Origin of the sequence: Pseudomonas sp. MOIL14HWK12:I2, assembly GCF_000510745.1 — a bacterium.
GTDB lineage: Bacteria > Pseudomonadota > Gammaproteobacteria > Pseudomonadales > Pseudomonadaceae > Chryseomonas > Chryseomonas oryzihabitans.
Genome location: NZ_AZOA01000003.1, coordinates 457455 through 477484, shown reverse-complemented (window position 1 = coordinate 477484; position 20030 = coordinate 457455). Strand labels below are relative to the sequence as shown.

The 20030-nt window shown below is 69.1% G+C and carries 15 protein-coding genes and 1 tRNA gene; 7 read left to right on the top strand and 9 right to left on the bottom strand.

Translation table 11 applies throughout. The features are described from left to right. Position 1 precedes the first annotated feature (1 nt). Positions 2-1915 (top strand): selenocysteine-specific translation elongation factor, encoded by a 1914-nt coding sequence (gene selB / locus PSK12I2_RS0102230; protein WP_027597121.1) that lies wholly within the window; start codon positions 2-4, stop codon positions 1913-1915. 9 nt (positions 1916-1924) lie between these two features. Then, positions 1925-2020, top strand: a tRNA-Sec gene (locus PSK12I2_RS0102225). A 10-nt stretch (positions 2021-2030) separates the two neighbouring features. Here PSK12I2_RS0102225 and PSK12I2_RS0102220 read toward each other — a convergent pair. Beyond that, positions 2031-3041, bottom strand: a complete 1011-nt coding sequence (locus PSK12I2_RS0102220; protein ID WP_027597120.1) for a hypothetical protein — start codon at positions 3039-3041, stop codon at positions 2031-2033. A 226-nt stretch (positions 3042-3267) separates the two neighbouring features. On the opposite strand from PSK12I2_RS0102220, the gene PSK12I2_RS0102215 reads away from it, so the two are divergent. Then, positions 3268-3795, top strand: coding sequence for a TetR/AcrR family transcriptional regulator (locus tag PSK12I2_RS0102215; RefSeq protein WP_027597119.1), 528 nt, complete (start codon positions 3268-3270; stop codon positions 3793-3795). Between the two features lie 9 nt (positions 3796-3804). Here the strand turns inward: PSK12I2_RS0102215 and PSK12I2_RS0102210 are convergent, their stop codons facing one another. Continuing rightward, the gene (locus PSK12I2_RS0102210; RefSeq protein ID WP_027597118.1) at positions 3805-7836 is read right to left on the bottom strand and encodes a bifunctional nitrate reductase/sulfite reductase flavoprotein subunit alpha; all 4032 of its coding nucleotides are present in this window, start codon (positions 7834-7836) and stop codon (positions 3805-3807) included. Between the two features lie 581 nt (positions 7837-8417). On the opposite strand from PSK12I2_RS0102210, the gene nirB reads away from it, so the two are divergent. The 3 genes from nirB to PSK12I2_RS23555 all read left to right on the top strand — a co-directional run bounded on the left by nirB (position 8418) and on the right by PSK12I2_RS23555 (position 12163). Beyond that, entirely contained in the window at positions 8418-10967 is a 2550-nt protein-coding gene (nirB, locus tag PSK12I2_RS0102205; RefSeq protein ID WP_027597117.1) for a nitrite reductase large subunit NirB, read from the top strand. 2 nt (positions 10968-10969) lie between these two features. Beyond that, positions 10970-11326, top strand: a complete 357-nt coding sequence (gene nirD, locus PSK12I2_RS0102200; protein ID WP_027597116.1) for a nitrite reductase small subunit NirD — start codon at positions 10970-10972, stop codon at positions 11324-11326. A 627-nt stretch (positions 11327-11953) separates the two neighbouring features. After that, a complete protein-coding gene (locus PSK12I2_RS23555) occupies positions 11954-12163 on the top strand; it encodes a hypothetical protein (protein ID WP_007159560.1) in 210 nt (69 codons plus the stop codon). Between the two features lie 4 nt (positions 12164-12167). Here the strand turns inward: PSK12I2_RS23555 and PSK12I2_RS23550 are convergent, their stop codons facing one another. The 5 genes from PSK12I2_RS23550 to PSK12I2_RS0102170 form a co-directional block, all read right to left on the bottom strand. Then, complete coding sequence (locus tag PSK12I2_RS23550) at positions 12168-14708, bottom strand: EAL domain-containing protein (protein ID WP_037007463.1); 2541 nt, start codon at positions 14706-14708, stop codon at positions 12168-12170. A 160-nt stretch (positions 14709-14868) separates the two neighbouring features. Then, the gene (locus PSK12I2_RS0102185; protein ID WP_027597115.1) at positions 14869-15453 is read right to left on the bottom strand and encodes a DUF4136 domain-containing protein; all 585 of its coding nucleotides are present in this window, start codon (positions 15451-15453) and stop codon (positions 14869-14871) included. Positions 15454-15514: 61 nt separating this feature from the next. Further along, entirely contained in the window at positions 15515-16126 is a 612-nt protein-coding gene (locus tag PSK12I2_RS0102180; protein ID WP_027597114.1) for a DUF4136 domain-containing protein, read from the bottom strand. Positions 16127-16173: 47 nt separating this feature from the next. After that, positions 16174-16929 carry a methyltransferase domain-containing protein gene (locus PSK12I2_RS0102175; RefSeq protein ID WP_007159556.1) on the bottom strand — a complete coding sequence of 252 codons (756 nt, stop codon included), beginning with the start codon at positions 16927-16929 and terminating at the stop codon, positions 16174-16176. Continuing rightward, entirely contained in the window at positions 16926-17231 is a 306-nt protein-coding gene (locus PSK12I2_RS0102170; RefSeq protein WP_007159555.1) for a nucleotide pyrophosphohydrolase, read from the bottom strand. Before PSK12I2_RS0102170 ends, PSK12I2_RS0102175 begins: the two co-directional genes overlap by 4 nt. A 143-nt stretch (positions 17232-17374) precedes the next feature. Here PSK12I2_RS0102170 and PSK12I2_RS0102165 point away from each other — a divergent pair, with 143 nt between their 5' ends. After that, positions 17375-18493, top strand: coding sequence for a hypothetical protein (locus PSK12I2_RS0102165; protein ID WP_027597113.1), 1119 nt, complete (start codon positions 17375-17377; stop codon positions 18491-18493). Positions 18494-18725: 232 nt separating this feature from the next. Here PSK12I2_RS0102165 and PSK12I2_RS0102160 read toward each other — a convergent pair whose 3' ends face one another. Together PSK12I2_RS0102160 and PSK12I2_RS0102155 are read right to left on the bottom strand one after the other, a co-directional pair. Further along, positions 18726-19196: a helix-turn-helix domain-containing protein gene (locus PSK12I2_RS0102160; protein ID WP_027597112.1), complete on the bottom strand. Its 471-nt coding sequence runs from the start codon at positions 19194-19196 to the stop codon at positions 18726-18728. A 346-nt stretch (positions 19197-19542) separates the two neighbouring features. Then, positions 19543-19962 (bottom strand): GNAT family acetyltransferase, encoded by a 420-nt coding sequence (locus PSK12I2_RS0102155; RefSeq protein ID WP_027597111.1) that lies wholly within the window; start codon positions 19960-19962, stop codon positions 19543-19545. Positions 19963-20030 lie beyond the last annotated feature (68 nt).

Genomic DNA, 20030 nt, shown 5'->3' with positions numbered 1-20030 from the left:
CATGATCATCGGCACCGCCGGCCACATCGACCATGGCAAGACCGCGCTGATCCAGGCCCTCACCGGAGTCGCCGGTGACCGCCGCCGTGAAGAGCAGGCGCGTGGCATCACCATCGACCTGGGCTATGTCTATGCCGATCTGGGCGACGGCGGCCTCACCGGCTTCATCGACGTGCCCGGCCACGAGCGCTTCGTGCACAACATGCTGGCCGGTGCCAGCGGCCTGGATCTGGCCCTGCTGGTGGTGGCGGCCGACGATGGCGTCATGCCCCAGACCCGCGAGCACCTGGCGATCCTCGAATTGCTCGGCATTCCCCGGCTGCTGGTGGCCCTGACCAAGGCCGATCGGGTGGACGCCGAGCGGCTGGCGCAGGTGGGTCAGGAGGTCAGTGCGCTGCTGGCTGCCGGGCCCTTCGCCGGGGCGCCGCTGTATCCGGTGGCCAGCCCCAGCGGCGCCGGTATCCCCGCGTTGCGCGCCGCCTTGCTTGCGGCCCTGGACCAGGTGCGCCAGCGCAACGTCCGCGGTGGCTTTCGCCTTGCGGTAGACCGGGTGTTCAGCGTCGCCGGGGCCGGGGTGGTGGTCACCGGCACCGCCTTCGCCGGCCAGGTGGCCGTTGGTGACGAGCTCATCCTCACCCCGCGCGGCCAGCGACTGCGGGTGCGGGGGCTGCATGCGCAGAATCGCGCGGCAGAAACCGCCCAGGCCGGTCAGCGCGTATCGCTCAATCTGGCGGGCGAGCGCCTGAGCACCGACAGCCTCGCCCGCGGCGACTGGCTGGTGGCCGAGGCGCTGCACGCGCCCACCACCCGCATCGACGTGGAGCTGCGCCTGCTGCCCGGCGAGGCGCGCAACCTGACGCACTGGACGCCGGTGCACGTGCACCTGGGCGCCCAGGATCTCACCGGGCGCGTCGCCCTGCTGGAAGGTGACAGCCTCGCCCCGGATGCCACTGCCCTGGCGCAACTGGTGCTCAATGCGCCTTTGCACGGAGTGCACGGTGATCGCCTGGTGCTGCGCGACCAGTCCGCCCAGCGCACCCTGGGCGGTGCGCGGCTGCTCGATCCCTTCGCCCCGGCCCGCCATCGCCGCACCCCGCAGCGTCTGGCGCAACTCCAGGCGCTGCGGCAGGGCGGCCTGGAGGAAGCCCTGCCCGAACTCCTGGCCCAGGCCGCAGGCGGGCTCGATCCGCGACTGCTGGCCCGGCAATTCAACCGCCCCGAAGGCGACTGGCAATTGCCCGCCGATACCCTGAGGGTGGACACGCGGGTCGGTCCGCGGCTGTTCGCGGCGGCTCTGTGGCAGGCGGCACTCGAGCGCCTGGGCGTGGCGCTGGCTACCTTTCACCAGGAGCAACCCGACGAACTGGGACCGGATCGGGATCGTCTGCGCCGCATCGCCGCGCCGGAACTGGAGCGGCCCGTCTATCTGGCGCTGCTGGAGACGGCCCTGGCCGAGGGACACTTGCAGAGCAGCGGTCCCTGGCTGCACCTGCCCGATCACCGGGTACGCCTCACCGAAGCGGAGGAGGGGCTCAAGGCCCGGCTCTGGCCGCTGCTGGAGGCCCAGCGCTTCGATCCGCCCTGGACCCGCGATCTCGCCAAGAGCCTGGGTCAGCCCGAGGCCGAGGTGCGCCTGTTGCTGCGCAAACTGGCCCGGCTGGGGGAACTGACCCAGGTGGTCAAGGATCTCTTCTATCCCCAGGCGAGTCTGGAAGCCGCGGCCAGTGAGGCATTGCGCCTGGAGCGCGAAGCAGGGATCATTCGCGCCGCGGCCTTTCGCGATGCCCTCGGCATCGGTCGAAAGCGCAGCATCCAGATCCTCGAATGCCTGGATCGCATCGGTTTCACCCGTCGCTTCGGCGACGAGCGCCGGGTCCGCCCGGACAGCGCCTGGGCCCGCGCCGCCGAGGGCTAGCGCAACAGAGGAAGGCAATCACGCCCGGTGGCGTGGCCGGGCTTCAAACCCGGTTGGGGACGGCAGCCGTTCCCGGGTGGGTTCGACTCCCACTGCCTTCCGCCATTTCCTGAGCTCAGTGCCCGTCCACCGGGTGATGCAGCACCGCGCCCTCCCGCTGCAACTCCTGCAGAAACCAGTCGGCCGCCCAGAGCTGTTCGGGCATATAGAGACCGGACGGCAGTGGCTCTCCGCCCACCAGGCCCAGCGCCCGCTCCAGCGACAGCACCAGCCCGAGGGCAGTCAGCGAGGCCTGCCCCTGGCTGAATTCCAGCACGGACCGTGCGGTGGTGGTCTGGCCGTCCCTTTCGCCGGTCACCCTGACCGCGATCTCGGCCGCCGTTTCCGCGCCCCGCCGCCGGCTGGAGGACTCGCCCATGGCGATGTCGAAGCGGAGCTCCGGCGCGGCGGTGGTGGCCCAGAGGCTCAACAGATCGATGGAGCCAAAGGCCGTGGCGGCCAGCGTGCGACCGTCCAGCGCCGTGACGCTGCCCTGCAGGTCGGCACCGCTCAGCCAGTGGCGGCGCCCATGCCGAAACGCCAGGGCCGCGGGCGCCGAGCTGTGCACCCGTTCCATGTCTTCCCAGGCCAGGGGACCGGCCGGATCTTCCTCATCCAGCAAGACCTCCACCCCGATGGCCGCGACCCGGGTGAAGCGGCGGGCGAGATCGAGCGCCAGCGCCAGGGCGGCGCCCGAAGCCCAGTGACTGGACAGCACCAGGGCATGGGCGCCGGGGTGGTGCATGAACTGGGCGACTTCCGGCCCCAATTCGGTGACGCCGGTGTTGGCATTGAGATAGGGGATGCCCAGGCGCTGGGCGAGACGCAGGCCGTGCAGGGCCTGATCCGGTGCCAGCATGATGATGGCTGCCGGGGTGAGGGCGGGATCCAGTCCCAGCCCCGGCTGGTCGAGATCCAGGCCCACCGCTCGGGCCTGGCCGGCGGCCTGGGCGACGTCCTCGGCCGTGGCGAGGTTGCGGCCCCCCACCAGCAGCGGCCAGTCAGGCTGGCGCTGGCGGAACCAGTGGACGGCCTGGCGGCCTACCGTGCCCGAACCGCCGGCAAAGAGTATGGGTTGCAGTGGCATGATGCTGTCCTCGTGGCTGCAGTGCTGAGATCGCGGAGACCGCACCGCCAGCTGGCCAGCAGCTGCTCCCCGCGTTAACCTACCAAGAGTAGGTTCTAAATCAGAATTAACCTACCTTTAGTAGGTTTTCAAGAAGACGTGACCAGTGGCAGAGCGATCCACCCCTGAAAAACCGATCTCCGATGGTGCCGGGCGGCGTCTTTCTAAGGCGGCGCGGCGTCAGCAATTGCTGGAAACAGCGCGGCTCATCGTCCGGGAAGAGGGCGCGGATCGCCTGACCCTGGGCTATCTGGCCGTACAGGCAGGCGTCTCCAAGCCGGTCGTCTACGAGCATTTCGGTACCCGCTCGGGACTGCTCATCGAACTCTATCGCTGGCTCGATCTGGCGCAGATGGATGCCTTTCGCCAGGCCATGACGGCCCGGCAGCAGAGCGCCGAAGAGGCCACCGCGGCGCTGGCCGAGGGCTACATCCGTTGCGTGACCGACATGCAGGGCGAGGTCGGCGTGCTGGCGGCGGCCCTGGCAGGGAGCGAGGAAAAGACCGCGGTGTATCAGGAGTTGCTGGAGCACGGCACCCGGATGGTGGCGGCGGTGCTCACGCCGCACAGCACGAGGTCCGCCGCGGAGTTGCAGGTGTCCTGCATCGGCCTGGTCGGCGCCGGCGAGGCCCTGGCCGCGGCCGTGGTGCGCGGGGCGCTGGGCGAGCGCGAGGCCATCGAGGCCTTTACCCGCCTGGTGCGCGCGGTGCTATAGCGACTGGCGCTAGTAGACGTCCTTCAGATAGCGCTTCTGCTCGCTCATCCCGCGCACATAGTCGGCGGCGGCCTCGTCGCTGAGGTGGCCATGGGTCGCCACCACCTGGCGCAGGGCCTGGTCGACGTCCCTGGCCATGCGGCTGGCATCGCCGCAGACATAGACGCGGGCGCCGTCCTGCAGCCAGCGCCAGACCTCGGCGCCGCGTTCGCGCAGGCGATCCTGCACATAGATCTTCTCGGCCTGGTCGCGGGAAAAGGCCAGGCTCAGTTCGCTCAGCAGGCCATCGCGCTGGAAGGCTTCCAGCTCGTCGCGGTAGTAGAAGTCATGGGCGGCGTGCTGTTCGCCGAAGAACAGCCAGTTGCGGCCCTGGTCGCCCCGGGCGCGGCGCTCATGGAGAAAGCCGCGGAAGGGCGCGATGCCGGTGCCGGGGCCGATCATGATCAGCGGGACGTCGCCCTGGTCCGGTAGGCGAAAGTGACGTGAAGGCTGGACATGCACCTCGGTGGTGGCGTCCTGCAGACGGTCGGCGAGAAAGGTGGAGGCCACGCCCTTGCGCTGACCGTAGCGCACCGCCGAGACCGTGAGGTGCACCTGGCCGGCATGGGCCAGGGGGCTGGAGGCGATGGAGTAGAGGCGCGGTTGCAGGCGCTTGAGGCTGCCGAGCAATTCGCCGGCATCGTGGCGGGCGGGATAGCGCGCCAGCACATCGGCCAGTTGCCGGCCCCAGAGCCAGGTCTTGAGTTCATCCCGGTTGCCCAGCAGGGCGTGGCACTCGGCAGCGCCACTGCGCTCGGCGATCAGCGCCAGGGTCTCGGGGTTGGGACGGGCGATCTCATAGTGTTCGCTCAGCGCCTGGCGCAGCGACAGCTCGCCGACCTTGGCCACCGCGACTGCTTGTTCGCCGTCCAGGCCGGCGAGGGCGAGCACCTCCTCGACCAGTTCCGGGCAGTTGCGCGCCTTCACGCTCAAGGCGTCGCCGGCCTGGTAGGTCAGGGGCTGCGCGGATTCGAAACCGAACATCCGCACCTCCTTGTTCGATCCGGCACCGTTGAGTCTTTGGTTGATGACCAGCCGCGCGGGCACCGCCGTCGGGCGACCGCTCGTGGTCGGAGGGGCGACGGGCACCTGGGCGGCCTGGGGCGCCAGCTGCCCTTGCAGGGCGGTCAGCCAGGCGTCGGCGGCGTCGAGGCCATCGGCGTCGCAGTCAAGGCGCGGGCAGAGGCGGCGGGCGCCGAGTTCGGCCAGGCGGGCGTCGAGGCGCTGGCCGTGGCCGCAGAATTGCTCGTAGGTGGAATCACCCAGGGCCAGCACGGCGTAGTCCAGCTCGGCGAGGGAGGCATCGAGGCGACCGAGGCCCTGCCAGAAGGCCTGGCCATTGTCCGGGGCCTCGCCGTCGCCAAAGGTGCTGCTCACCAGCAGGACGCGGCGGGCACCGCGCAGGCGTTCCACGGCATAGGCGGCCATGTCGTGCAATTCGACGGTGAGACCGGCCTGGCACAGGCGGGCGACGCAGCGCTCGGCCAGGGCTTCGGCGTTGCCGGTCTGGGACGCCCAGAGCACCACCAGATCGGCCGGCGCGGTAGCGGTCTGGGGCAGGCCGGCACTCTGGCTTTGCGGCAGGCGGCTGAATAGCCCGGCGAGCAGGCCATCGAGCCAGAGGCGGGTGTCGGCGGCCAGCGGCGCCTGGGCCGGCAGGCAGGGCACGCCCTGGGCGCCCCCGTCGCGCAGGCCGTCCATGAAGCCGGCCAGGTAGGTGCGTTCGGCCGCGCTGAGCTGGGGCCGTACCGCGGTGGCGACCCCGGTGAGATCGGCCAGCCGCGCCAGGGCGGGTTGCTGGACGCTCTCGGTGACCGGCTCGTCGGCCGGCAGCTGGCGGTGGGGGATGGTGGCGACCCGGGTCAGGCGCACCGCGCAGACCTTGAGTTCCGGTTGCAGCGAGAGCGGATCGACGGCGTCGCTGGTGACGGCATTGATGGCCAGGTCGCTGCCCTGGACGTCGGCCCAGTGAAAGGGGGCGAAGCAGTTGCCGGGCTGCACCCGGTCGCTGATCGTCACCGGCAACACCGCACGTCCACGGCGGGAGGCGATTTCCAGGCGATCGCCGTCCTTGAGTGCTAGGGCCTGGGCGTCCTGGGGATGTACCTCGACGAAGGGCGCCGGATTGAGGCGATTCAGCGCGGCGATCTTGCCGGTCTTGGTGAGCGTATGCCACTGGTGCTGCAGACGCCCGGTGTTGAGCACGAAGGGGTAATCGGCATCGGGCAGTTCCGCCGGGTCCAGGTGCGGGCGAGCGAAGAATTGCGCCTTGCCGCTGGGGGTGGCGAAGTTGAGCGCGCTGGGTTCGCCGGTCTCGTCCAGCCGCAGGGTCTGGCTGCGGCCGTCGTTGCGATAGCGGATCGGCTGGCGCGGATCGCTCTCTGCGCTGGGGCAGGGCCATTGCAGCGGCGTCTCGCGCAACCGGGCATGGCTGGCGCCGCGGATGTCGTAGCCGGTCTGGGGGTTGTGGAATTGCCTGATCTCGTCGAACACCTCGGCGGCCGAGGCGTAGGTGAAGTGTTCGCCATAGCCCAGGGCGCAGGCCACGTCGGCGATGATTTGCCAGTCGGCGCGGGCCGCGCCGGGCGGGTTGACGGCCTGGGGGGCCAGGGTCAGGTTGCGCTCGGAATTGATCATCACTCCGTCGGCCTCGGCCCAGAGCGCGCCGGGCAGGAGGATGTCGGCGTATCTGTTGGTCTCGGTGTCGAGAAAGGCGTCCTGGGTGATCACCAGTTCGGCGGCCTGCAGCCCGCGGATGACCGTGTCGCGATTGGCCACGCTGGCCACCGGATTGGTGCAGATGATCCAGCAGGCCTTCACGGTGCCGGCGGCCAGGTCCTCGAACAGGGCGACGGTGCCCTGGCCCAGGCGGGTGTGCAGGGTGCCTTCCGGAATCTTCCAGGCACGCTCGACGAAGGCGCGGTCGGCGGCGGACAGCAGGCTGCGCTGGCCGGGCAGGCCGGGCCCCATGTAGCCCATCTCGCGTCCGCCCATGGCATTGGGCTGGCCGGTCAGGGAGAAGGGGCCGCTGCCGGGGCGGCAGATCTTGCCGGTGGCCAGGTGCAAATTGCACAGGGCGTTGGTGCTCCAGGTGCCATGGGTGCTCTGGTTCAGGCCCATGGTCCAGAGACTGGTCCATTCACCGGCCTCGCCGATCCAGCGCGCCGCGGTGCGGATGTCCGCCTCGGCCAGCCCGGTCCCGGCGGCCACGCGCGCCGGGCTGTAGTCGGCGAGAAAGGCCGGCATGGCCGCCCAGCCCTCGGTATGGGCGGCGATGAAGGCGTCGTCCAGATAGCCCTCGGCGTGCAGCAGGTGCAAGAGGCCATTGAGCAGCAGCAGATCGGTGCCCGGACGCAGTTGCAGGAAGAGATCGGCCTTCTCGGCGGTGGCGGTGCGCCGGGGATCGACGACGATCAGCCGGGCGCCGCGCTTGATCCGGTCCAGCAGCCGCAGGAAGAGGATGGGATGGCAGTCGGCCATGTTGGCGCCGCTGACCAGGAAGAGGTCGGCGCGGTCGAGGTCGTCATAGGAACCGGGTGGACCGTCGGCGCCGAGGGACAGCTTGTAGCCGGTGCCGGCACTGGCCATGCACAGGCGGGAATTGGATTCGAGCTGGTTGGTGCCGATGAAGCCCCGCGCCAGCTTGCTCGCCAGGTACTGGGCCTCCAGCGACATCTGCCCGGACACATAGAAGGCGATGGCGTCGGGTCCGTCGCGTTCGAGGATGGCGCGCAGGCGCTCGGCGGTGACGGCGACGGCCTGCTCCAGCCCGGTCTGCACCGGTTCGTGGGAGCGGTCGTGGCGGACATAGGCCTGCTCCATGCGTCCGCTGTCCACCAGCGCCTGGTGGCTGGTGCTGCCCTTGGTGCAGAGGCGGCCGCGGTTGGCGGGGTGGTCGCGATCGCCGCTGACCTTGGTGACCCGACCGTCTTCCACCTGCATGACGATCCCGCAGCCGACGCCGCAGTAGGGGCAGACGCTCTTGAGGTGGGTAGTGGTCATGGCAAGGATCCTTCGAAAACCAGAAAGCGAAAAGGCGCCGGTCGCGCTCCCCGGAGGGAGGCGAACACGGCGCCTTTGTCGTGAAGGGGGCGATCGACGTTGACCGCTCCATGCCAGGGATTTAGCAAGGCTCGCGCCAGCTTGGTCCGGTGCGCGCGGGGAGCGCATGACTGTTGGCCTGGCGGGGTGGCGGTGGCGCTTGGCGGGGTCGCAGCCCTGGCGGTCGAGATGCGCCGGGACAGGGCAGGCTGGCCCTGCCTTGCACCGTTGTGGTTCCAGTCGGCAGCCGTCCGGACCGGCGCCGGCAAGCCGCTTGGCGGGCTGCAGCCCGCGCCAGTGGCCGATCTGCGGGCCAGCCGACGAAACTGGCACAACCGATGCAAAAGCTCTGGCAGACCCGCCCATTCGGGTCGCCCGGTCGATCAACGGCGATCGACAGCCACTGCAGGCGACGGGCACGGAGCAGAGCCAAGGGCTCCTCCCTACTAGAACAGGCAAAGGCGCCTGAGACCGCAAGGTTTCAGGCGCCTTTTTATTTGCCGCGAATCAACCTGATTGGCCTCGGCCGGGGGATAGCCTCCATGAACAGCATCGTGACCCGCAAAGAACGCCTGATCGTCGTCGGCAACGGCATGGTCGGCCATCACCTCGTCGAGCAGCTGCTGGCGGCCGGCGCCCTGGACCACTACGAGATCCATGTCTTCGGCGAAGAGCGCCAGCGCGCCTATGACCGGGTCCATCTCTCCGAGTACTTCGCCGGTCGCGATGCCGAATCCCTGGCCATGAGCGAAGCCGGTCTCTATGCCGTGCCCGGCCTGGTGCTGCACCTGGGCTGCGCGGTGACCGCCATCGACCGCGAGCAGCGCGAGGTGCTGACCCCCGAGGGCGCCTTTGGCTACGACCGCCTGGTGCTGGCCACCGGTTCCTATCCCTTCGTGCCGCCCATCGAGGGCGCCGAGGGCGATTCGCGCCTGGTCTATCGCACCCTGGACGACCTGGACACCATCCGCCTGGCCGCCGCCCGCGCGCGCCGCGGCGTGGTGGTGGGCGGTGGCCTGCTCGGCCTGGAAGCGGCCAATGCGCTGAAATCCCTGGGCCTGGAAGCCCACGTGGTGGAGTTCGCCCCGCGGCTGATGCCGGTACAGCTGGACGATCTGGGCGGCGCCGCGCTCAGGCAGCGCATCGAGGACCTGGGCGTAGGCGTGCACCTGTCCAAGGCCACCCAGAACATCACCGCCGGCAGCGAGTACCGCTACCGCATGAACTTCGCCGGCGAGGATTTCCTCGAGACCGACCTGATCCTGTTTTCCGCCGGCATCCGTCCCCAGGACGCCCTGGCCCGCGGCTGCGGCCTGGAACTCGGCGCCCGCGGCGGGGTGGCCGTGGACAACGGCTGCCTGACCAGCGACCCCTTCATCCATGCCATCGGCGAGTGCGCCGCCTGGAACGGCAGCATCTTCGGCCTGGTCGCCCCGGGCTACCAGATGGCGCGCCTGGTGGCCGCCACCCTCTGCCACGGTCAGGCCACGCCCTTCACCGGCGCCGACATGTCCACCAAGCTCAAGCTGCTGGGCGTGGACGTGGGCTCCATCGGTGATGCCCACGGCGCCACGCCCGGCGCGCGCAGCTATCGCTACATCGACGAAGCCAGCGCCAGCTACCGCCGCCTGGTGGTGTCCGCCGACGGCAAGCACGTCCTCGGCGCCGTGCTGGTGGGCGACAACAGCTACTACGACACCCTGCTGCAATACGCCCAGAACGGCATCCCGCTGCCCCAGGATCCGGCCAGCCTGATCATGCCGGTGGGCGAGGGCGCCCCGACCCTGGGCGCCGATGCCCTGCCGGCCACCGCCACCCTCTGTTCCTGCCACAACGTCACCAAGGGCGCAGTCTGCGCCGCCATCGACGCCGGCTGCACCGATCTGGCCGGCATCAAGAGCTGCACCAAGGCCGCCACCGGTTGCGGCGGCTGCGCGGCGCTGGTCAAGCAGGTGTTCGAGCACGAGCTGATCGCCCGGGGCGTCGAGGTCGACAAGAGTCTCTGCGAACACTTCGCCCATACCCGCCAGGAGCTCTATCACCTGGTGCGGGTGGAGGGTATCGAGAGCTTCGAAGAGCTCCTGGCGCGGCATGGGCGCGGGCACCATGGCTGCGACATCTGCAAGCCGGCGGTGGGCTCCATCCTGGCGTCCTGCTGGAACGCCCCCATCACCGATCCGCACCTGGTGCCGCTGCAGGACACCAATGACACCTTCATGGCCAACATGCAGAAGAACGGCACCTACTCGGTGGTGCCGCGCATCCCGGGTGGCGAGATCAGCCCGGAAGGCCTGATCGCCATCGGCCAGGTGGCGAAGAAATACGACCTCTACACCAAGATCACCGGCGGCCAGCGCATCGACCTGTTCGGAGCCCAGCTGCACGAATTGCCGGATATCTGGGGCGAGCTGATCGCCGCCGGCTTCGAGACCGGCCATGCCTACGGCAAGTCGACCCGCACGGTGAAGAGCTGCGTCGGCAGTACCTGGTGCCGCTACGGGGTGCAGGACAGCGTCAAGATGGCGCTGGACATCGAGCACCGCTACAAGGGCCTGCGCGCCCCGCACAAGCTCAAGTTCGCGGTCAGCGGCTGCACCCGCGAGTGCGCCGAGGCGCAGAGCAAGGACATCGGCGTGATCGCCACCGAGAACGGTTGGAACCTCTATGTCTGCGGCAATGGCGGCATGCGCCCGCGCCACGCCGAGCTGTTCGCCACCGACCTCGACGACGAGACGCTGATCCGCTACATCGACCGGCTGCTGATGTTCTACATCCGCACCGCCGACCGCCTGCAGCGCACCTCGGTGTGGCGCGAGTCCCTGGAAGGCGGGCTGGACTACCTCAAGCAGGTGATCATCGACGACAGCCTGGGCCTGGGCGCCGAGCTGGAAGCCCAGATGCAGCTGGTGGTGGATCGCTACGAATGCGAATGGGCCAACGCCCTGAACGACCCGGACAAGCTCAAGCGCTTCCGTACCTTCGTCAACCAGCGCGGCAGCGACCCGGACATCCATTTCGTCAAGGAGCGTGGCCAGCGTCGGCCGGCGCGCCACGGCGAACTGCACCTGATCAACCTGACCGAGGAGGCCTGACCATGACCCAGACCACTACCGCGCGTGCCCTGGAACCCCGCTGGCAACCCCTGTGCAGCCTGGCCGACCTGGTGCCCCAGTCCGGCGTGGTGGCCCTGCACGAGGGCGAGCAGGTGGCGCTGTTCTACCTGCCCGACACCGAGCAGAAGGTCTTCGCTGTGGGCAACCGCGACCCCAAGTCCGGCGCCAACGTCATCGGCCGCGGCATCGTCGGCCAGCTGGGCCCGGATCTGGTGATCGCCTCGCCGCTGTACAAGCAGCACTTCCGCTTGGCGGACGGTGGCTGCCTGGAGTACCCCGAGCAGGCCCTGCCCACCTGGGCGGTGCGGCTGAACGGCGAGCAGGTGGAGATCGCCTGACGCGGCTCGACCCTCACCCCAACCCTCTCCCAGCGGGAGAGGGGGCGGTCCGGAGTGGGGCGGGGATTAGTGCGTAGCCTGGACAAAGGCGCAGCCTTGTCCGGAAATGGTCAAGGCGATGCCAGGTGACCCTCACGCCAACCCTCTCCCGGCGGGAGAGGGGCGGTCCGGAGTGGGGCGGGGCTTCGTGCGTAGCCTGGACAACGGCGCAGCCTTGTCCAGCAATGGTCAAGGCGGTGCCAGGTGACCCTCACCCCAACCCTCTCCCGGCGGGAGAGGGGGCGGTCCGGAGTGGGGCGGGGCTTCACGCGTAGGTGCGTAGCCTGGACAACGGCGCAGCCTTGTCCGGAAATCGCCAAGGCGAGGCCAGGTGACCCTCACCCCAACCCTCTCCCGGCGGGAGAGGGGGCGGTCTAGAGTGGGGCGGGGCTTGGCGCGTAGCCTGGACAACGGCGCAGCCTTGTCCGGGATCTCCACCCTTCGCCCTAGCCCACTGTTGCACCCACCGCAGTGCAGCTTTGCGCAATCGGGAGCTGCGCGGGGCGGCGAAATGACTTCCAAGGGTCGATACTCAAGGAGCGGGGACGCTGTCTGCCGATCCTGGCAATCGCCTCGCGGGAGGTCACCATGCGCCTGACAAGAACAATTCGCTCCGCGCTGTTCATCGCCCTGCTTCTGGCCCTGGCCGCCATCGCCCTGCTGGAGGGCTGGCGCGCGCAACCGGTGGGCGAACCCACGCTGCGCGCCGATCCGGTCTGTACCCATGGCTATGCGCCCTATGGCTGCTATCCGGTACCGGCCCGCGGGGGCGATCTGGGGTGGCTGGAGCGCCTCTAGGTCGTCATCCCGGCCGCTGTTCGGTAGCCAGCAGCAACGCCAGGTCGTTGACCGCCAGGACCGGGCCGAACAGCGGGCCCTGGACCTCGTCGCAGAGGTGCGCCCGCAGCCAGTCCAGCTGGACCGGCGTCTCCACGCCCGTCGCCGCCAGCCGCAGGCCCAGGGTCCGTCCGAGGCCGATCAGGGCCTGGGCGATGGCGGCATCGGCAGGCTGGTCTTCCAGACGAGCGACGAGACGGCTATCCAGACTGATGCCATCCAGCACGGACTGGCGCAGCGCCTCGAGGCCGCCTGAGCCGCTGCCGAAGTCGGCCAGGCTCAGGCGCACGCCCAGGGCCTTGAGCGCCTGCAGCTGAGTGAGAGACACGTCTTCCGCCTGCAACAAGGCCTCGGGCACTTGCAGCTCCAGGCGTCCCGCTGCCAGACCACTGGTCTGCAGGGCGCTGGCGACCGCCTCCACCAGGGCCTCGGCATCGGCGCACTGGCGCGCCGACAGACTGATGACCAGCCGCAGCGGCACGGGCCAGGCCGCGGCGGCGCGACAGGCGCCGTCCAGCAGCCACGGCCCCAGGGCAACGCTGAGTCCGGTCTCTTCGGCTAGCGGCAGGAAGGCGGCGGACGGCAGCAGACCGCGCAGCGGATGGGCCCAGTGCAGCTGGACCTCGACGCCGCTCAGGTCACCCGTGGCGACGCCTCTGCGCGGCAGGTAGCCCAGGCGCAGCTGGTCGAGCGCCAGCGCCTGGCGCAACTCCTGCTCCAGATCCCGCCGCTGGCTGAGCTGGGCGTCCATCGCCGGCGCATGAAAGCACCAGCCGTTGCGACCCGCGGCCTTGGCCTGGTAGAGCGCGATATCCGCCAGACGCAGCAGGTCCTCGACCTGGGTGGCCTGGTCCGGGGCCTGGGCGATGCCAATGCTGGTGCCGACGCTGACCGACTGCTCCTCCAGCAGAATCGGCCGGCCGACGGCGTTTACCAGGCGGGCACAGATCTGGTCGACCGTCGCCACGTCCAGGTGACCGAGCAACACCACGATGAATTCGTCGCCACCCAGGCGCGCCACCAGGCCGCCGGGCCTCAGACTGGCCTGCAGGCGGCGGGCGATTTCCTGCAGCACCCGATCGCCGGCGGCATGGCCGAGGCTGTCGTTGACCGGCTTGAAGCGATCCAGGTCCAGGCTGAGCAGCGTCAGCGGCGTTCTGGATTGCGCCAGTTTGCGCGCCAGGTAGTGCTGCAATTGCAGCCGGTTGGCCAGGCCGGTCAGGCTGTCGTGTTGCGACAGGTGTTCGATTTCCGCCTGGGCATTGACCGCGGCGGTGATGTCGCTGGCGGTACCGCGAAAGCCGGCGCCCTCGGGCAGCGGCCGGGCGGTGATCTCGCAGACCCGGGCGTGACCCTGGCGGTCGCGATAGTGGCAGCGCAGCACCTGACGCTCGTCGCGCTGGTGAACGTTGTCCTGGAGCCAGTTGGCCAGGCGGGTGGTCTCGCTGCTGAACAGCTCCGTGAGCGGCCGGCCGAGCCAGCTGCCGGGCGCATGACCGGTGATGCGGGCGAAGCGTTCGGAGAGATAGGTGATACGGCCTGCGGCGTCGCTTTCCCAGAGCCAGTCGGAGGCGGCCTCGGCGAGTTCGCGAAAGCGGCTTTCGCTGCGGCTCAGTTCGGCCTGGCTGGCGACCAGGGCATCGAATTGCCGGTCGAGCTGGCGGGCCGAATTCAGCGCATGACGGATCAGCAGGGCCAGCACCAGCCCGAGCAGCAGCACCCCGGCCAGAAAGATCGGCAGGGTGCGGCGCAGGAGCTGGGCACCGGGTTGCGGCGGTTGCCAGTTGAGCAGCAGCGGCGAATCCAGAAACTGCAGGTATTGGTGATCGGCGAGGGGCGCCCGCGACGCCTCGAGTCGCGGCAGGCCATAGGTGTCGCTGAGATGGGCCAGGGTGTCCGGATCGAGCACGTTGACGAACAGCATCACCGAGGGCGCGCCGGGGCCAGGGGCCACGCTGTAGCTCGCGCCCGGCGTGATGGTGGCCGCGGCGACCAGCGCCGGGACGCCGCCCACGCTCAGCACCCGGACCAGGCTTTCGGTCTCGCCGGGGCGCTGGCGGGTCTCCGCCAGCAGACCGGCCAGATCGCCTTCGAGCCATTGCGCCGCCGCGCGCTCGGTCGGCCGACCATCGATCACCGCGTAGATGGTCCGGTCCTGCGGATCCAGTACGAAGACCCCGTTGTAGCCGTAGAGCTCATAGGGGATGTCGCCGACGTTGCGCTCGTCGTTGGCCCAGAACAGATCGACCGTCAGGTGCAGGTGCTTGTAGGCCTCGCCCCACTTGGCGTAGTTGATGATGTTGTGGCCGATTTCGTTTTCCACCTGCACCAGGGTGCGCTCGATATAGGTGCGGGCGCGTTGCTGGACGTCGGCGTCCTGGCTGGTGGCGGTCCTGATCAGCAGGTAGCAGCCGAGGCCGAGCAGGATCGGCAGGGCGCAGATGACCGGAAAGAGGCGCAGCAGCAGATTGTGGCTGCGGCGGGTGGCGATGGGCGTGGACGTCATGATCAACCTGGGCGGCGCTGGAGACAGTCAGGTTCCCCGCAAGCGGGCCACAGACGACGCGCGGGGTACCTGGCCAGAGGCCATTATCCGTTACCGCCCAGCGGCCGTCTGCTCAGCGTCGGACCGGGGGCAGCCAAGAGCCGCCCGGACGGTCAACCGCTCAAGGCCGCGGCGGATAGCTGACGAGCAGGTCGCCGATCAGCCGGCTGAAGGCGGCGCTGCGCTGGGCCGGGGTGGCGTTCTGGTCGTCCAGCAGGCGCTCTTCGCTGGCGCGCCAGACCAGCTTGCCGTCACGGCCATCGAGCATGTCGAGTTGCACCGTCATCACCGGGTAGGTGACGGTCTGGGTGCGCACATAGCTCGGCCCCCAGGGACCGGGACCCCAGGCGGAGCCCCAGGGGCCACCCCAGCCCGGGCCCCAGTAGGGATCGGCATAGCTGAAGCTCTGCTGGCGCTGATCGAGGATCACATAGAGCTTGATCTTCAGGTCCGGGCGCGCGCCGGCCGGTGCGGGACGCAGCCCGCGCTGGTCGAGCCCGCTGCTGACCGAATCGCGCAGGCGCTGTTCGGTGAGATCGCTACGTACCCGCGGATCGTTGGGGCGGTACTCGATGGCGGGATCGGCCCAGCCCCAGCTGCGATAGGCGGCGAAGTCGCGGCTGGCGTCATAGTCCAGGTTGCGCGGGCCGCGCTCGGCGCAGGCCGCCAGCAAGAGGACCGCAAGCAGCAGGAGGCAACGTTTCATGGGCGATCCTCTGGGTCAGGGGACTAGTCTGCTTGGACTGGCTTAAGGGCGACTTATCGCGTCAGTTGGGCGGATAGTTGGCCAGCAGGCGGCGGGTGGTATCCCTCAGGGTACGCGCGCGTTCGCCGCTATTGCCGCCGCTGGCCTGTTCGGCGGCCGAATGCCAGAGCACGCGGCCGGTGGCGGGATCGAGCAATTCCACCTCCAGCACGTCGACCAGAAAGGTCCGGGTGCGGGTCCGCGCCTGGCCGACGCTGGCGCCATAGCCCGGGCCGTAGCCATAGGGCCCGTAGCCGCCGTAGCCATAGCCCGTGTCGTAGTAGTCGGTGTACTGCTCGCTGCGCTGCTGCTGGGTAAGGCGGGCCCGCACCTGCAGATCGGCGCGGGCACCGCCAAGGGCCGGTCGCAGCCCACGCTGGTCAAGACCGTCGGCCACCGCCTGCTGCACGGTCTGGCCATCCAGGCCGCCGCTGACCACGGCGGCGCCGGGGGCCCAGCGCCAGGTGCGATAGCGACTCCAGTCACGCGGTGCCGGCGGATAGGCCGCCGGATCCTGCTGCGGCAGCACCGGCACCGAGGCTTCGGGCAGGCTGCTGGCGACATAGGGATTGGGCGTCTGGCAACCGGCCAGGGCGAGCAGCGTGAGCGACAGGCAGAGCAGGGGGCGACGCATGACCGGTTCCTCGAAGGAATGCTGGCCAGAGCATACCGCGCCCGGGGTCATCCTGCCTTAGCTTGGCAGAGCCAATGCAGATAGCGGCCGAGACCGGCGAAGGCCGGATGCCGTCGATGGGCCAGTTCCATGGCCACCAGCTCCTCGCCCGCGGCGCGCGCCTGGAATTCCGGCGGCATGTAGTCATGGAAGACCCGTACGCCACTGCGCGCCCGGATCCGCCAGTCCGGCGCCAGCCAGGCCTCGACCTCGCGAGGGTCCAGCGGTTGTTGCGGCGTGAGGCCGCGTTGGCCCGCGCCGGCGTATTCACCCTGCCGGAGTTTGCGAAAGTGCCCCTTGAGCAGGTTGCGATAGATCAGGGCATCGCGGTTGTAGAAGGCCAGCGACAGCCAGCCGTCCGGCGCCAGGCAGCGTTGCAGGGTCGGCAGGATCGCCGTGGGCGTTTCCAGCCACTCCAGCACCGCGTGGCAGAGCACCAGATCGAAGGGTTCGGCGAAGGCGGGCAGCTCCTGCCAGGGCAGCGCCAGCCAGGCGGCGTCGAGGCCGGCGGCGGCGAAGGCCTCCTGGGCACCCGCCAGCATGGGCGCCGAGGGTTCGGCCAGGGTCACCGCATGGCCCTGTTGCGCCAGCCAGAGACTCATGTGGCCGAGCCCGGCGCCGATGTCCAGCACCCGCAGCGGGCGTTGCGGCAGCACCTCGGTCAGATCCGCCTGCAATACGGCCAGGCGGATGGCGCCCTTGGTGCCGCCATAGATGTTGGCGGCGAAACGGGTGGCGCGGTCGTCGAAGAAGGTATCGCTCACGGCAGGAAGCGCCTCTCGTTATCGGCCAGCTTGGCCAGCACCGCCTGTTCCACGTCCAGTTCCAGTTCGCTGCCCAATTGCAGCAGATAGAGCAGCACATCGGCGATTTCCTGGCCGGCGTGTTCGCGCTCGGCGGCGCTCAGGGCGCGAGCTTCGACATCGCTCTTCCACTGGAAGATCTCCACCAGTTCGGCCATCTCGACGCTGGCGGCCATCGCCAGATTCTTGGGGTTGTGATAGCGCCGCCAGGCGTTGGCGTCGCGGATCGCGTGCAGGCGGGTGAGCAGGGCGGGGAGATCCATGGGCGTCCGGGGGTCGAAAAAAACGCCATTCTCCCATGGCTGAACGCGCGGGCGGCAGTGCCTCGTCCGCCGACCCGCGAGACAGCCTGGCGCCGCTGCTCTACCCTGGGCGCAACACCGATACGCTGGCTGCGGGAGCCCTGATGAAAGCTTGTCTGTCCGGACTGGGGTTGGCCCTGCTGCTGACCACCGGCGTCGCCCATGCCGAAAAGCTGCTGCTGGAAGGCACCCTGGGCCAGGCCCGGGTGGTGGTGGAGCTCGATCCCACCGCCAATGACGAAGCCTATGGGCGCTATTTCTACGACCGCTATCGCCGCGACCTGCGCCTGAGCGGTCCGGCCCAGCCGGGCGACCGGCTGGAGCTGGAGGAGGGCGCGCCCTGGCAGGAGGGCGCCAAGGCCAGCTGGTCGCTGACGCGCGGCACCGACAGTCGCTGGACCGGCAGCTGGAGCGGGGCCGGCAAGACCCTGCCCCTCGCCCTGGCCCCGCTCCACCTGGCGCAGCCCGCCGCGGACGATCGCTATCGGCAGCAACTGCGCCGGGACGATCCCTACGAATATCGCCGTCTGCAGGGACTCCAGCTGGAACCGGGCGAGCGCCAGACCTTCATGGGGCGTGAGCTGCGCGGGTGGCGCGAGCCGGTCTCGGGCATGCAGCTGTTTACCGTGGAGGGTGCCAGCGAGGCGGCCAATGCCGTGCTGCGCGAACGCCTCTGGGCGGAGGTGGACGCCCATCTGAGCTGCATCGGTCCTGACGGCGAGCACAGCCTGCAGGTGACCCCGCAGTTGCTCACCGAGCGGGTGCTCAGCGTCAATCTGTTCAGCCAGTACAGCTGCAGCGGCGCGGCCCACCCAGATTTCGGCAGCGCGCCCCTGACCCTGGATCTCCAGACCGGCCAGGAGCTGGCGCTGGAAGACATTCTCTGGCTGGGTCACGGCCAGCCGATCCGCCCGCAGCCGGAAGATCGTTATTCCCAGGCCCTGGCGGACTATCGGGAACAGACCCTGGCGCCCTGGGTGATCGGGCTGTTCACCCGCCTGTATCCAGAGCTGATGCAGGCGCCGGCCGATGGCGACGGCTGCGATTATCGTAGCGCCGACGTCTGGCAATTCGCGCCCTGGTACCTGACGCCCAAGGGTCTCTACCTCGGTCCGACCTTCTTCCGCGCCGCCCGCAACTGCGACGAGCCCGGCGGCACCCTGGTGCCCTACGCCGAGGTCCGCAAGCATCCGGGGCCGTTGGTGGGGCTGCTGCCACGCTAAACGCAGGTTGGGTTGAGCCCAGCGAAGCCCAACAGCAAGGAAAAGGTCTGGGATGTTGGGCTTCGACGATGAAGCCGTCTCAGCCCAACCTACGGCAGCGGGTGGCACGCTCGTGGGTTGGCGCTGAGCCTGTTGAAGTCCAGGATCGCCACCTGGCTCGGCAGTCCGATGGCCGGATGGCCGCGCTATGGCCCGAGGCCGCCGGGAGGTGGGTGCCGATCGCCGGCCTTTGCTACTTGCGTAGCAGCTTTTGCAGCCGGGCGTGCTGCCAGAGGGCGATTCGGTCGCGCAGGAAGAAGGTCTGGATGCCGCGGCCCAGCAGCAGAACTCCCCAGATGGCGGCGACCCACCAGGACCAGTGGCTGTCGGGCGAAGTCTCGCGATTGAGCACATAGAGAAAGATGCAGATGACCAGGCCTCGCAGCACCTGCCAATAGAAGCCGATCTCGGCGGCCACCTGTTCACGAGCATTGGCGATCCGCTCGTCTGCGGCGGATCCTGCTTCCTGGGAGGTTTGCTCGGTCAGATCGCTCACCCTGATCTCCAGGACGGCGGCCAGGGCGCTCAGCGTCTCCAGACTGGCCTGCTCGCCATTTTCGAGGCGTTGCACCGTACGGGTGCTGATGCCCGCGAGTTCGGCCAGCTGCTCTTGCGACCAGGCTCGCGCCAGGCGGTGTTCCTTGATCCTGTTGGGCAGTTGCATCTCGATTTCTCCAGCGATGAGGGACGAGGGAAAGCCTAGCCGCAGACCCCTCTGTCCGACACGACGGCAACCCGACAGCAGCCTGACAGGGAGACGACAGGGACCTGACGGCCTCGCCGGCAGGGGGATTCGGAAGCCCGTCTCCTCAGAGGATCCGTCCACTCTACACCGGCTATACCTGGTGGAAACCGTCCAGGGTTTCCACAACAGGTTCGGCTGCGCGTGGGTAAGGCTGCGCCGTTACCCACCCTGCAGTCAGCTGTCAGTCCATAGCGTGGAAAGCCGCGAAGCGTTTTCCACTGGGCATTGAGTATCGGCAGCGGACAGGGCTTCGCCTTCTTCCACTCTAGTCGTCGGCGATCAGCCGCTTGCCCAGGGTGACGACCTCGGCCTCCACATAACCCAAGGCCGCATAGAAGCCGAGGATCGCCGCGTTGTCCCGGCGCACCATCAGCTGCAGTTTGGGGCAGCCGCGCTCGGTGAGCAGCTGTTCGGCGGTCGCCACCAGTCGCCGGGCATGACCGCGCCGCTGGTGGGCGGGAGCCACCGCCAGGTAGTAGAGCCAGCCGCGATGGCCATCGGTGCCGACCATGGCGCTGGCCATGAGCACGCCGTCCGCTTCGCCCACCAAAAACAACTCGGGTTGCTCGGCGAGCTTGCGCTGGATGTCGCGGTAGGGATCGTTCCAGGGACGGGTCAGACCGCAAGCCTGCCAGAGGCTGACCATGGCTTCGGTGTCGGCGGGCTGGAAGGGGCGGATGTGCATGGGAAGTCCGGCAGCGGGATGAAGCCCAAAGATAACAAGTGCGTTCGAGGATGCTGCTGGCTTTAACG